12 protein-coding genes are annotated in these 13,273 nt (G+C 43.7%); 2 read left to right on the top strand and 10 right to left on the bottom strand.

Translation table 11 applies throughout. From position 1 onward, the window contains the following. Positions 1–20: 20 nt before the first annotated feature. From fkpB to murJ, 5 genes are all read right to left on the bottom strand, one after another. Positions 21–452 (bottom strand): FKBP-type peptidyl-prolyl cis-trans isomerase, encoded by a 432-nt coding sequence (gene fkpB / locus FKN93_RS06535; RefSeq protein ID WP_040903775.1) that lies wholly within the window; start codon positions 450–452, stop codon positions 21–23. A 220-nt stretch (positions 453–672) separates the two neighbouring features. Continuing rightward, positions 673–1,170, bottom strand: a complete 498-nt coding sequence (gene lspA / locus FKN93_RS06530; RefSeq protein WP_040903778.1) for a signal peptidase II — start codon at positions 1,168–1,170, stop codon at positions 673–675. 33 nt (positions 1,171–1,203) lie between these two features. Then, positions 1,204–4,050, bottom strand: a complete 2,847-nt coding sequence (gene ileS / locus FKN93_RS06525; protein WP_170904717.1) for an isoleucine--tRNA ligase — start codon at positions 4,048–4,050, stop codon at positions 1,204–1,206. Between the two features lie 30 nt (positions 4,051–4,080). After that, entirely contained in the window at positions 4,081–5,049 is a 969-nt protein-coding gene (gene ribF, locus FKN93_RS06520) for a bifunctional riboflavin kinase/FAD synthetase (RefSeq protein ID WP_040903781.1), read from the bottom strand. A 185-nt stretch (positions 5,050–5,234) separates the two neighbouring features. After that, on the bottom strand, positions 5,235–6,797 hold the full coding sequence (gene murJ / locus FKN93_RS06515) for a murein biosynthesis integral membrane protein MurJ (protein ID WP_161425084.1): 1,563 nt from the start codon (positions 6,795–6,797) through the stop codon (positions 5,235–5,237). Between the two features lie 353 nt (positions 6,798–7,150). Here murJ and rpsT point away from each other — a divergent pair, with 353 nt between their 5' ends. Further along, complete coding sequence (gene rpsT, locus FKN93_RS06510; protein ID WP_004394128.1) at positions 7,151–7,411, top strand: 30S ribosomal protein S20; 261 nt, start codon at positions 7,151–7,153, stop codon at positions 7,409–7,411. Positions 7,412–7,568: 157 nt separating this feature from the next. Here rpsT and FKN93_RS06505 read toward each other — a convergent pair whose 3' ends face one another. Further along, the gene (locus tag FKN93_RS06505; protein WP_158138840.1) at positions 7,569–7,865 is read right to left on the bottom strand and encodes a metalloregulator ArsR/SmtB family transcription factor; all 297 of its coding nucleotides are present in this window, start codon (positions 7,863–7,865) and stop codon (positions 7,569–7,571) included. A 305-nt stretch (positions 7,866–8,170) separates the two neighbouring features. After that, positions 8,171–9,061: a transcriptional activator NhaR gene (nhaR, locus tag FKN93_RS06500; protein WP_154170268.1), complete on the bottom strand. Its 891-nt coding sequence runs from the start codon at positions 9,059–9,061 to the stop codon at positions 8,171–8,173. A 360-nt stretch (positions 9,062–9,421) separates the two neighbouring features. On the opposite strand from nhaR, the gene FKN93_RS06495 reads away from it, so the two are divergent. After that, a complete protein-coding gene (locus tag FKN93_RS06495) occupies positions 9,422–10,570 on the top strand; it encodes a Na/Pi symporter (protein WP_154170266.1) in 1,149 nt (382 codons plus the stop codon). Between the two features lie 189 nt (positions 10,571–10,759). Here the strand turns inward: FKN93_RS06495 and FKN93_RS06490 are convergent, their stop codons facing one another. From FKN93_RS06490 to FKN93_RS06480, 3 genes are read right to left on the bottom strand one after another with little or no spacing between them, the layout of a single operon-like run. Further along, complete coding sequence (locus tag FKN93_RS06490; RefSeq protein WP_158144733.1) at positions 10,760–11,611, bottom strand: thymidylate synthase; 852 nt, start codon at positions 11,609–11,611, stop codon at positions 10,760–10,762. After that, complete coding sequence (gene lgt, locus FKN93_RS06485; RefSeq protein WP_004394132.1) at positions 11,608–12,435, bottom strand: prolipoprotein diacylglyceryl transferase; 828 nt, start codon at positions 12,433–12,435, stop codon at positions 11,608–11,610. The genes FKN93_RS06490 and lgt overlap by 4 nt, the downstream gene beginning before the upstream one ends. A gap of 30 nt (positions 12,436–12,465) precedes the next feature. Continuing rightward, on the bottom strand, positions 12,466–13,263 hold the full coding sequence (locus FKN93_RS06480) for a sulfite exporter TauE/SafE family protein (protein ID WP_004394133.1): 798 nt from the start codon (positions 13,261–13,263) through the stop codon (positions 12,466–12,468). Between the last annotated feature and the right edge of the window lie 10 nt (positions 13,264–13,273).

The following is a 13,273-nucleotide window of genomic DNA, read 5'->3' as shown; positions in this document are numbered from 1 at the left end:
TCGGGCTAGTGTAAAATAAATTAATCAACGGAGACAATTTCTACATCGAAAATAACCTCTTGGCCAGCAAGAGGGTGATTAAAATCAACGGTCACTGAGTCGCCAGCGATTGCGGTAATAATACCAGGAATTTCCATCCCATCAGGACCACTAAATGCCATAATAGTCCCAACATCGACGTCACTGTCACCGACAAATTTACCACGATCCATATAATGGATATGATCGGGGTTCGGCAATCCAAAAGCATCTTCAGCAGCCAGCTCAATCACTTTCTTCTCTCCCGCTTGCATACCATGCAAGTGACGTTCAAAATTATCACTAAGACTACCATCCCCCATGATCAATTTGGCAGGTTTTCCCATATTATGGGTACTATCCGCTACCGATCCATCCTTGAGTTTAATAGTAAAATGTAACGTCACAGCAGAATTATCAGTAATGATACTCACGTTATTAGGCTTCCTTAAAATGGTCAATCGCTTCTCATCGAGCGATTTATTATGATCAGTAACAGAAATGATGCACAGGGCACTCATTATTCGATATCTCGGCGCTGAGTGATAAACACGTTAGCGTTGTTGCAATACTCCCGACACGTTCTAACAAAAAGCGCCGACCGAATCAACGGACGACGCTTAAGGTTATTCAATGAGACGAGACTTCAAACTGTTATTTTTTATTGCGAAAGCCATCTAAAATAACCATCGCAGCCCCAATACAGATCGCGCTATCCGCTAAATTAAAGGCTGGCCAGTGGTAAGTTTTCCAATAAAAATCGAGATAATCGACCACAAAACCGTGTACGACACGATCAAAAACATTACCAACCGCACCACCAATGATCAATGCATAAGCAATATTATTCCATTTCTCCGTGGCGGGTAAACGGCGCATCCAATACACCAATAACGCTGTGACAGCAAAAGCAATGGCCGTAAATAGCCAACGCTGCCATCCCGCCTGTTCACTGAGAAAACTGAATGCTGCGCCGTAGTTATGAACATACAATAAATTAAAAAATGGCAGTACTTCTATCCGATTATGCCATCCATAACCCATGTTGTTCATGACGATCGATTTAATCCCGATGTCAGCCAGAAAAATCAGCAGCGCTAGCCACAGCCAACGCACACCGGATTGTTTTAACGTTAATGCCTGTTGAGTCATAGATAACCTTGGTAATGAAAGAAACCAATACGATTACGCGAACTGACGTTGTTCACCATCGCCATCAATGTTAGACACGCAACGACCACAAATGGTTTCATGGCCAGCAATCGTACCCACATCATCGGTATGGTGCCAACAGCGCTCGCATTTCTCGGCATCGACTTTACTCACCTCAACCCATAGACCATTAATCTCAGTGGCTTGGGCAAGCGCACTTTTTTCACTCAACGATTTGACTTCAGCTTTAGACGTTAACAAAACAAACCGTAACTCGTTATGCAGTCGCTTAAGCTTAGCGGCCAGTGCATCATCGACAAACAAAGTAACTTGCGCTTGTAACGAACCACCAATCACTTTTTCATTTCGAGCATTTTCGAGTAGCTTATTCACCGCACCACGAACGTGTTGGATATCGGTCCAAAATGCGTTGTTAAACGTTTCACTTTCGTCTAAACCAACCAGACCTTGATACCATTCGCTGGTAAAGACAAATTGACCGCGTGCTTGACCGTCAGCTTGCTTGGCTGGCATCGCGTGCCAAATCTCATCGGCTGTGAATGACATGATCGGTGCCATCCAACGTACTAACGCTTCCACGATATAATACAAGGCCGTTTGGCAGCTACGCTGCGCATGGCTACCGCGTTTTGCCGTGTATTGGCGATCTTTGATCACATCTAAATAGAATGAACCCATTTCAATTGAACAGAAATGCATTAAACGCTGTACGACTGCATGGGTGTTGTATTCATCGTAAGCTTTGATGATCTCTTGCTGCGCAGCCAATGCACGACCGACAGCCCAACGATCCAATGCCACCATTTCCTCAACAGGGATCATATCCGTCGCAGGATTAAAGCCATTAAGGTTAGCGAGGAAGAAACGAGCCGTATTGCGAATTCGGCGATAAGCATCGGCGCTGCGTTTTAAAATTTCATCAGACACCGCCACTTCACCAGTATAATCGGTCGACGCTACCCACAGACGTAAGATATCCGCACCTAATTTATTGGTGACATCTTTCGGCGCAACCACGTTACCAATCGATTTAGACATTTTACGTCCTTGACCATCAACCACAAATCCATGGGTTAACACCTCTTTATAAGGTGCTTTACCTTTCATTGCGACCGATGAGATCAATGACGATTGAAACCAACCGCGATGCTGATCCGAACCTTCAAGGTACATGTCAGCTTGTGCTCCGTTAAACTCAGGACGAGTATCAACAACCGCATAATGAGTTACGCCTGAATCGAACCAAACATCCAATGTATCCAGTACTTTTTCATACTGTTCAGCGTCAGCACCCAAGAGCTCAGCAGTATCGACATCCCACCACGCTTGAATGCCTTTTTGCTCAACCAACTGTGCAACTTTCTCAATCAAAGCAGGCGAGTTAGGATGTAATTCTGCCGTCTCTTTATGCACAAATAGAGCAATCGGAACGCCCCAAGTACGCTGACGAGAAATACACCACTCAGGACGGCCTTCAATCATACCTTCAATACGGCTTTGACCCCAATCTGGCATCCATTTTACGCCTTTGATTTCACTTAAGGCTTGTTCACGAAGACCCGCTTGATCCATCGAGATAAACCATTGAGGCGTCGCACGGAAAATGATTGGCGTTTTATGGCGCCAGCAATGTGGATAGCTGTGCTCATAAGCATGGTGATGCAACAACGCACCTTTTTCTTTCAATACTTCAACCACCGCATCGTTGGCTTTAAAGACATGTTGTCCTGCAAACAGTTCGGTATCTGAAAGATAAACCCCATTTGAACCGACAGGGTTGGCAACTTCAAGACCGTATTTTTGACCAACGGCAAAGTCTTCTTGACCGTGTCCTGGCGCAGTATGCACCACACCCGTCCCCGACTCGGTCGTCACATGATCGCCCAAAATGGCGGGAACCGTAAAATCATAGAATGGATGGTTAAACTGAGTGAGCTCAAGCTCGGCACCTGTGGCAAAGCCAAGATTATGGAAGTGCTCAATACCAGCGCGATCCATGACTTGCTTAGCAAGGTCAGAAGCAACGATGATTCGCTCAGGTTGCTCACCTTCAACTTGGATCAAGACATATTCTAAATCATTGCGTAAACAAACCGCACGGTTAGCTGGCAAAGTCCATGGTGTGGTAGTCCAAATCACAATCGAAACCGGCCCATGACCTTGATGCCCCTCTGATAAGCCAAATTTTGCTAGTAAGCTGGCTTCATCAGTAGCACGAAAACGGACATCAATCGACGGCGATACTTTGTTCTTATACTCAACTTCTGCTTCAGCCAACGCCGAGCCACAATCGGTACACCAGTGAACCGGTTTAAAGCCCTTAAGCAGATGGCCATTATCGGCAATTTTACCTAACGCGCGGATAATGTTCGCTTCAGTGGCAAAATCCATTGTCCGGTAAGGTTTATCCCATTCACCAAGAATGCCTAACCGTTTAAAACTCTCTTTTTGTCCTTCAACTTGCCCCGCCGCATAGTCACGACATTTTTCGCGAAACTCTGCCGCCGTCACTTTTTGACCCGGTTTACCGACTTTTTTCTCAACCATTAATTCAATCGGTAAGCCATGACAATCCCACCCAGGGATATAGGGCGCATCAAAACCTGATAACGTTTTGGATTTAATAATAATGTCTTTAAGAATCTTATTGAGTGCGTGACCAATATGAATGTCGCCGTTGGCATAAGGAGGGCCATCGTGCAGGACGAAAGATTTTTTGCCTTGTTTCGCTTGACGGATTGCTCCGTACAGATCTTCTTTGTACCAACGTGCTAGCATTTCTGGCTCACGTTTAGCCAGATCGCCACGCATTGGAAACCCTGTTTCAGGTAAGTTCAGGGTATCTTTATATTCACTCATCGATTCTTAATTCCGTTGTATTGGGCGACGTTAGACATTATACGAATCGGTGGAATCAACCGATTCGCTGTAAAGCTGCTGCAGCCACACCCTTGCTGCCTCAGCATCCAATTCAATTTGTTGTTTCAGTGCATCAAAAGATGCAAATTTTTGCTCATCACGCAACTTGTGCAATAAAGCCACTTCAAGTTGCTTACCATATAGATTGCCTTGAAAGTCAAAAAGATGCACTTCAAGTTGTTGCCGAACACCATTGACTGTCGGACGTTGACCAATATTCGCGACGCCGCCCAAAGGCAATGTCGAAAGACCATAGACCTCAACCACGTAAACACCAGAAACCGGTGATACGCATCGTTTAAGAGGAATATTTGCCGTTGGAAAACCAATCGTTCGCCCCAGTTTACGACCGTGCGAAACACGACCACTGATACTGTAGGCTCTGCCTAACATCGTATCGGCCGTTGCAAGTTGATCGCTGGCCAATGCTTCTCTGATTAAGGTACTACTGACACGTGACTGCTGAACACAAAAACTTTGTGTACTGACAACCTCGAAACCGTATTGCTCACCGGCTTGACGTAGCATCGCAAAATCACCTTTGCGACCTTGTCCAAAACAGAAATCATCACCAACAACCAGAAACTTAACACCCAATTGCCCGACCAACAAGTCACGGATAAAAGCCTGCGCTTCTAAATTAGCAAAACGGTGGTTAAAATTAACGCACAGTAAGCGATCAATGCCTAATTTCCCTAACTGAACAAACTTATCTCTTAAACGAGTAAGCCTTGCGGGGGCTTTCGATGTTAAAAACAGCTCCATGGGCTGCGGTTCAAAAGTCATCACCACGGAAGGCAAATTCAGCTGTTTGGCTCGCTGAGAAACTTGGCTTAATACTTGTTGATGACCAAGATGCACGCCATCAAAGTTACCGATAGTTAGCACACAACCATGATGATGAGGCTTGATATTATGAATACCGCGGATCAATTCCATTGGGATAAACTTAAAACCTATTATTCTTAATGGTACCGACACCCGATCGCAAAACAGACTGGCGCAAGTGAATCTCAACCATCATTAACGGCAAGAAACACACACCACCAGCACGATTAGAACTGACGATCAGCAGGGCATCTCTAATATGGATGTAAAACCTACGGATTATACCTTAATTGTCATTAATCTGTCGCCGCTTTTAAATCTTTTAAACGTATCCCTAACAATAAGGCAGTTAACAAATAGGCAACCGCTCCGAGTACAATCAACCCACATAAAGTCAATGCTCGTTCAGTTAAACCCCACTTGAGCCAATCGGCCATGGAATCCAACTGCCAATAAATCGCCATGACCATCACAGCACCAGCAATAACTAAACGAGCAATAAATGCTAGCGTTTGGGTCGTCACTTTATACACGCCTTGCTGATGCAATCCACGATAAAGTAGGGCCATATTAATGAATGCCGATAAGGCCGTCGCTGCCGCTAAACCAACATAACCAAAAGGCCAAGCAAAAATCGCATTAAAAATAATATTACTTAGCATAGCTATAATGCCATAACGAACCGGGGTTTTAATGTCTTGTCGTGAGTAATAACCTGGCGCTAAAACTTTAATTAACATAAAGTTTAATAAGCCTGCAGAATAAGCAAACAAAGACAGTGACGCCTGTTGAACATCATGAGCAGAAAACTCACCACGCATAAAAAGCACCATCAACATCGGTTTGGCTAACACCATTAATCCGAGCATCGCCGGAATGCCCAATAAGATGACCATTCTGACTCCCCAATCCATGGTCTGCGCAAAACCGGCTTGATGAGCATCGACATGCTTACGAGATAAAGCTGGTAAAATCACGGTTGCAATAGCGATTCCGAATAAACCAAGCGGAAACTCAAGTAACCGATCGGAATAATAAAGCCAACTGATCGACCCCGTTTGTAAGAAACTGGCAATAAAAGAGTCAAATAGCAGGTTAATTTGGCTAACGGAGACCCCAAAAAGTGCCGGAATCATCAATGTGCGAATTTTAACCACACCGGGATCTTTCCAAGCCCATTTCGGCCTAACTAACATACCTGCTTGGATCAAAAATGGCAGTTGGAATAGAAATTGGACTAAACCGCCCAAAAACACACCTATTGCCAAACCGATTTCTGGTTTAGCGAGATTAGGCGAAATATACCAAGCAGATAAAATCATCATTACATTAAGAAATACCGGCGTAAAAGACGAGACGGCAAATTTTCCTAACGTGTTTAGTACCGCCCCAGAAAGCGCGACAAAGGTAATAAACCATAAATAAGGGAACGTGATTTTAAGTAATAAGCTGGCCAACTCAAACTTTTCGGCAGCCGGACCTCCCGATAACCAATCTAAAAACCAGCCAGCGCCGAATAGCGCCGTTACGACACCGGAAAACAGCACACCGATTAAAGTCACGATCGTCACTAACAAACCAAGAGTACCAGAGACTTTGGCAATCAACTCTCGTGTTTTCTGTTTGTCCCCCGCTGCATGATATTCCGTTAAGACAGGAACAAAAGCTTGCGAGAAAGCGCCCTCAGCAAATAGACGGCGTAAAAAGTTGGGGATACGATTAGCAAAGAAAAACACATCGGCACTCGCTCCCGCTCCCATTAAATTGGCCACGACAATATCCCGCACCAGTCCCAACACTCGGGAAATAAAGGTCATAGTACTGACAACAATACCAGACTTGAGTAAGCGTTTACTCACAGTAACCTCGAAGAAAAAAACTGAATATAAATACAAAGAATGAGTAGAGCGCATAAACCGCCCTTCTCGCCAACTTACCTGAACAATCACGCTCCCAAGTGAGGGTAACCACTGGATGAAGGATAATATCGCGTAATCTTAAATAAGAATGTCAGGATGAGATCAGATAAGTATTAGCATTGCCCAAAAAATACTGTTAGAATCCACGCCATCTTAACCGTGAAAGCCTTGTGATACCAAACTTGTTTGGTTTAGACGGGTTTTTGCACAAATCATTTGACATTTAAGTGCAAATAAGGGATATTTCCGGCCCTTAAATTGTCACCGAACTAAAGTTTTTGGGAGTTAGACCCTTGGCAAATAACAAATCTGCTAAGAAGCGCGCTATCCAATCTGAAAAACGTCGTCAGCACAATGCTAGCCGTCGTTCAATGATGCGCACTTATATGAAGAAAACAGTTGCTGCAATTGCTGCTGGCGACAAAGAAGCTGCAACTGCTGCGTTTGCTGTAGTTACACCAATCCTTGACCGCATGGCGACTAAAGGCCTTATTCATAAGAATAAAGCAGCTCGTCATAAGTCTCGTTTCTCTGCTGCGATTAAAGCTCTATAATAGAATTTGATATCCATCAGTGATAAAAAAACCGGCTAAGGCCGGTTTTTTATTTATCTAACAACTTTGATTTTTCACTCTGTTGATCATAACAAGATTTTTTGTCATGAGGGCATCGTTTTTCATTTCCATTCAATCAAAGTTGGGGAACATCCTGTCAGTGAGCGCAATATAAACCATGTAAAAGCTCAATCATTGCTTTTACTTCATTACTGCTCAAGGTATAAAATACCGTTTGCGCCTCTTTGCGCGTCTCAACTAAGCCATCCCGTCTTAGCCAAGCTAGGTGTTGTGACAACGCAGACTGACTCAACTCTAACTTGCTGCATAACTCACCAACGGAAAGTTCTTGATTGTGCAACAAGCAAAGAATTTGTAGCCGCCTCTCATTGGCCATGGCTTTTAATAACACCACTGCCTGAGCGGAGTTTTGTTCCATTTGTTCTAGGTTCATGAGCAAGCCCCTTTAAAAATAACAACTTAAACAAACTGACCTTAACGTGCTATCCGACACAGTAAAAGTGAAGCCATTCAGCGTACGCTCAACAACTTATTATTTTGACGATGAGTTATAACTCTTAAGAGACAAATAACACTGCAGTTCGTTTAAATATATCAGCGCATCCAAGATCAGAACGAACCTGCTATGGATTGACCAATCTGACAGATAGTAATCTATTTGTTAACAATAATATACACCAAAACAAATCGAAAAAGCCCTGCACCACGAATTGAGACAAGCGTTCCATTCAAGCGTGATTATTCAAAAAAATGACTAAAATCAGCATCACAGACACTCTTCACTGCGGGGTGCTGGATCATTCTTTCCGCAAAAATCACGTAGTATTCTTCTTTAATTTCTTCTAAACGACTCAGTAAATGTAAAGAACCTTCCTGTTCCATCTCTGAACGTAATAAAAGCGGAGCCATAAAAATCACATCTGGATGATACAAAGCAAACGCCTTCATTAAAGCCGCATCATCAAATTCTCCCAGAATATTCGGCTGCATACCTTGACGATCAAACCACTGCCTCACTTTACGTCCCATCGCCGTACGCCCTCCGGGAAGCAACAATTTACGCTGAGTGAGTACTGCAGGATATTGGCCATGCTCTACCGCACCACTGGAGAAAAACCCCATGTGGCTTTCACCTAATTTTTTGCTGAATAAACCAGGGCTCTGACTCGAATCAACCGGACAATCGGAAAGGATCATATCCAATTTATGCTGAGATAATTGTTCCAGCAGTAACTCATGGGTCGATTCAAAACAACGCAAATGAATCCGATTGTCTTCCGGCACGGTACTCATCAAAATTTTACTGACTAAACGTTTAGAAAGCGCATCTGCAACCCCGACATCGAAGAGCACATTGGAGCGCTGGCTATAATTAACAATATCAAGCATCTCATAGCTGAGCCCAAACATCCGGTCAGCGTATTTAAACACCAACTGCCCTAACTCGGTTGGCTCTATACTGCGACCATTACGCTTAGTTAACTTCCCCGCCAACCTATCCTCTAGCGCTTTTATTTGCCCCGTTACAGTTTGGGGAGTAAGAAAAAGTGCATCAGCCGCTTTAGTAACCGAGCCTTGCTTACAGACCATCCAAAAATAGTAGAGATGATTATAATTAAGATGTGACATGGCGTACTCAATCAATATATGGTCCGTCTGTTATAACAAACTCAGCTCTTACCAGCAAACACTTCGGTTTAACCGAAACATTTACTAAAAAATTCTTCATTTTAACGAATTAAAAAAAACAAACCGTCATCGTTCAGACATAAAGAGCATCATTTTCTCAACGAAAACACATCCAGATACAAATTCAAAAACTCAATAATATTATCTAGTTAATAAAGAAATAAGACCTTAAAATCCATCATATTAACCAAACACTGACTTAACCCCTCCTTTGTAATATTACTGAAATATTTGTCATCTAACATCGCGAACAGATTCAACAACAGACCTCAAACAATCATCAGGTCAATGGAGAACCCCATGATAAACCAAGCGACATCCACAGCGGTGCCAAGCTTAGCAATGACACGTTGGCTACGCTGGATTAACTTGGCACTGATGCTCTATCTATTGTTACTCGCCGTAGCAATGGTAGGCAGTGGATTTAAATGGTCAACGGGAGAGCATGCCAAAGCGCTCTTTGCCTTTGCCGCTCACCCTATCGCCGGTTTAATGATTGGCTTAGTCGCCACAGCCTTAATTCAATCATCCAGTACCGTCACCTCAATTATTGTCGGTTTAGTCGCGGGAGGGTTACCCGTTGAGATTGCTATTCCGATGGTCATGGGAGCCAATATTGGTACAACCGTCACCAACACACTGGTTAGCTTAGGCCATGTTCACTGTAAGCATGAGTTTAAACGAGCATTTGCTAGCGCAACCATTCATGATTTTTTCAATTTGCTCGCCGTACTTATTTTCTTACCTTTAGAGATGATGTTTGGGATTTTCGAAAAAATCTCTTATTGGCTAGTATCTCCTCTTATGTCAACGGGTGATATGAGCGTCAAAGGCCTCGATTTTATTGGTCCAGTGACTAAACCTATCGTTAATGGGCTGCAAGACCAGCTTAGCGTATTCGGTAATGTCTGGGGCGGGGTTAGCATGATTGTACTCGGGATCAGTATTATTTTTGTCGCGATACTGATGATGGGTAAATTAATGAAAAAACTGATGGTCGGCCCCGCTCGCGATATTTTGAAAAACGCGATAGGCAAAGGTCCTTTACATGGTATCGCTTCAGGTACCGTCGTTACGGTTTTAGTCCAATCATCCACCACCACCACTACCTTGATCGTGCCTTTGGTTGGCTCAGGGGTGTTAAAAGTTCGTGATGTTTATCCTTTCACCCTTGGGGCTAATATTGGAACCTGTATTACCGCTCTTCTAGCCGCAACCGCGGTCTCAGGTGAATTTGCGGTCTTTGCCTTACAAATTGCTCTGGTGCATTTGGTGTTTAATATCAGTGCAACGCTCTTAATCTTTGGCATTCCATTTTTACGTGAGCTTCCACTGAAAGGGGCAGATTGGATTTCAGATCGTGCGGTAAAGAATAAAGCTTCAGTTGCACTCTATTTATTCATGGTCTTTGTTCTTCTTCCTGGATCAGTTCTCACACTGACAACCTAATCCTTAGCACAATCGGCTACGCCAAAATAACAAAGCCGCCAAAGCATAGTGCTTGGCGGCTTTGACGTTATTGTTCATCGACTCATGTTTTAATCAACGGTTCACCAAAACTCATCACGCTTATCTTTAGTGATTGTCTTTCTCGGCGTTGGCTCTTATCTCACGCTACACATAGATAAGAACCCACCACTAGACTGAGAAAGGATATTGAATCGGATCATGATGCTGATAATCAGTCACCGAGAAATCATCAAGGGTTACCCATGTTTCTAAATCTTCCAGTGAACGAATCTCTGGATTAATGTGGAACTTGGCTGCCGGTAATGGGTGGCGCTTTAATTGAACATCACGCATTAATTCCAGTTGGTCTTCATAGATGTGCGCGTTAACAATTTTATGGTAAGCCAAGCCCGGTTTTTTACCGGTAATCTGTGCCATAACTGCCAAAAAAACATACACTTGAACCATGTTAAAGTTTAAACCTAACGGCACATCACAAGAACGCTGAGTACTATTAAGGTACAAGGTATCGCCCAATAACGAGAAATGATGGCTATACATACACGGCCGTAAACAGCCCATGTGAAACTCACCCGGATTGTAAAAATTGAGAATTTCCCCTCTATCGTCAATACCGTGAGTTAAATCATCAACAATTTTTTTCAGTTGATCAATATGACCACCATCAGGCTTAGCCCATGCACGTCCTTGAACGCCATAAACTCGCCCCATATCATCTTCACCTTTACGATAAGGATTGGCGAGCCAAGCCGCGTTCATATTCGCATTCGCATCCCATGTTTTGGTGCCTAGCTGACGAAAATCTGCGGCACTGTCATAGCCACGAATATAGCCAAGCAACTCAGCAACCGCTGATTTCCAAAAACTCTTTCGTGTCGTGACTAAGGGAAACTGATTATTTGCGACATCATAAGTGAGATCGGCATTAATCACGGTCAGACAGCGCTTACCGGTTCGTTCGTTCTCAACCCAGATGCCTTGATCAACAATTCTCTGGCAAAGGTCTAAATACTGCTTCACTTTACAACCTTACTTTTTTGCGGACTATCTTGATACATTTGGCGTTGATACGCCCATACCATTAATATCATTCCGAAGATAATCATCGGCGTAGATAGAATCTGTCCCATGGAGATCACATCACCAAACAAACCGAGTTGCACATCCGGTTCGCGAACAAACTCGACAAGGAAACGGAATGTACCATATCCGATCAAAAATAGCCCAGAAACGGCGCCTAGAGGACGCGGCTTTTTGATAAACCAATTTAAAATAAAAAACAGTACAATCCCTTCTAAAACCAATTCATAAAGTTGCGATGGATGGCGCGGTAATGGCCCCCCATTCGGGAAAACAAACGCCCAAGGAACATCGGTCACTCTTCCCCACAGTTCAGAGTTCATGAAGTTACCGAGCCTCCCCATGCCTAAACCGAACGGCACTAAAGGAGCGACAAAATCAGCAACACCAAAAAAAGTACGTTGCTGACGACGAGCGTACCAGAACATCGCCGTTATCACGCCCAGTAAACCACCGTGGAAAGACATTCCACCAGTCCATACTTTAAACAGATACAAGGGATCGGCTAAGAAAAGTTCAAAGTTATAGAAAAGAACATAACCAACTCGTCCTCCAATCACGACCCCTAAAAAGCCAGCAAAAAGCAAATCTGAAACCTGCTCACGCGTCCAACCGCTGCCTGGCTTATCGGCTCGACGATTAGCTAACCACATCGCAAATAAGAAGCCAAATAAATACATCATTCCGTACCAGCGCACAGAAAGTGGACCGATAGAAAACAACACCGGATCAATATTAGGAAAAGTAAGATAGCCTTGAGACATAAAGTAACGTTCTCTGTCTTAGATAAAAAGTTATTGCAACAACATCGTTATTGCTACGAGCATCAGGAAAAAAGCAAAAAAACGTTTTAACGTGACCGTCGGTAATCGTGACGCTAATTTTGCTCCGATCCGAGTAGTCAAGATTGAGGTGGAAGCAATGGCTAATAATGCAGGAAGATACACATAACCTAAGCTGTACTCAGGTAAGTTTTCGACTCGATAACCATGCAAAATAAAACCTAACATACCAGAAATGGCAATCACCAAACCACACACCGCCGATGAACCCACTGCTTTGCGCATCTCAACGCCGTGGTGATTGAGGAAAGGCACAGTCAATGATCCGCCGCCAATTCCCGCTAACGTAGAAATAATCCCGATCCCATTCCCTGATAATAACGTCACTATTGCTCCCGGCATCGGCCGTGTTGAACGGGCTTGCATCGAAGAACGCACCATCTGCAGCGCGAGAGCTAAAACGATAACACCAAATACTTTAGGTAGATAATGGCTCGGTATCCACTCGGCAACCACTGAGCCTAAAAAACCACCAGTAAGCACGCCCGGCAGCAGCCATTTAACAACAAATAAATCGATATTACCCAATTTAAGATGATTCAACGCAGAGGAAATAGAGGTGATGATGATCGTCGCTAAAGAGGTCGCCAGAGCAATATGCATAACAATCTCTGGATTAATACCCATTTTCGGTAACAAAAACAGCAGGGCAGGAACCACTAATAGCCCACCACCAATGCCCAATAAACCAGCCAACAATCCAACGACAGAACCTAATATAATTAGCAGAAGAATGAACTCAATACCCACAGTGGCGTCC

Origin of the sequence: Vibrio sp. A8-1, assembly GCF_013048685.1 — a bacterium.
Taxonomy (GTDB): domain Bacteria; phylum Pseudomonadota; class Gammaproteobacteria; order Enterobacterales; family Vibrionaceae; genus Vibrio; species Vibrio metschnikovii.
The sequence above is the reverse complement of the archived record's forward strand: the minus strand, read 5'-3'. Positions and strand labels throughout refer to the sequence as shown.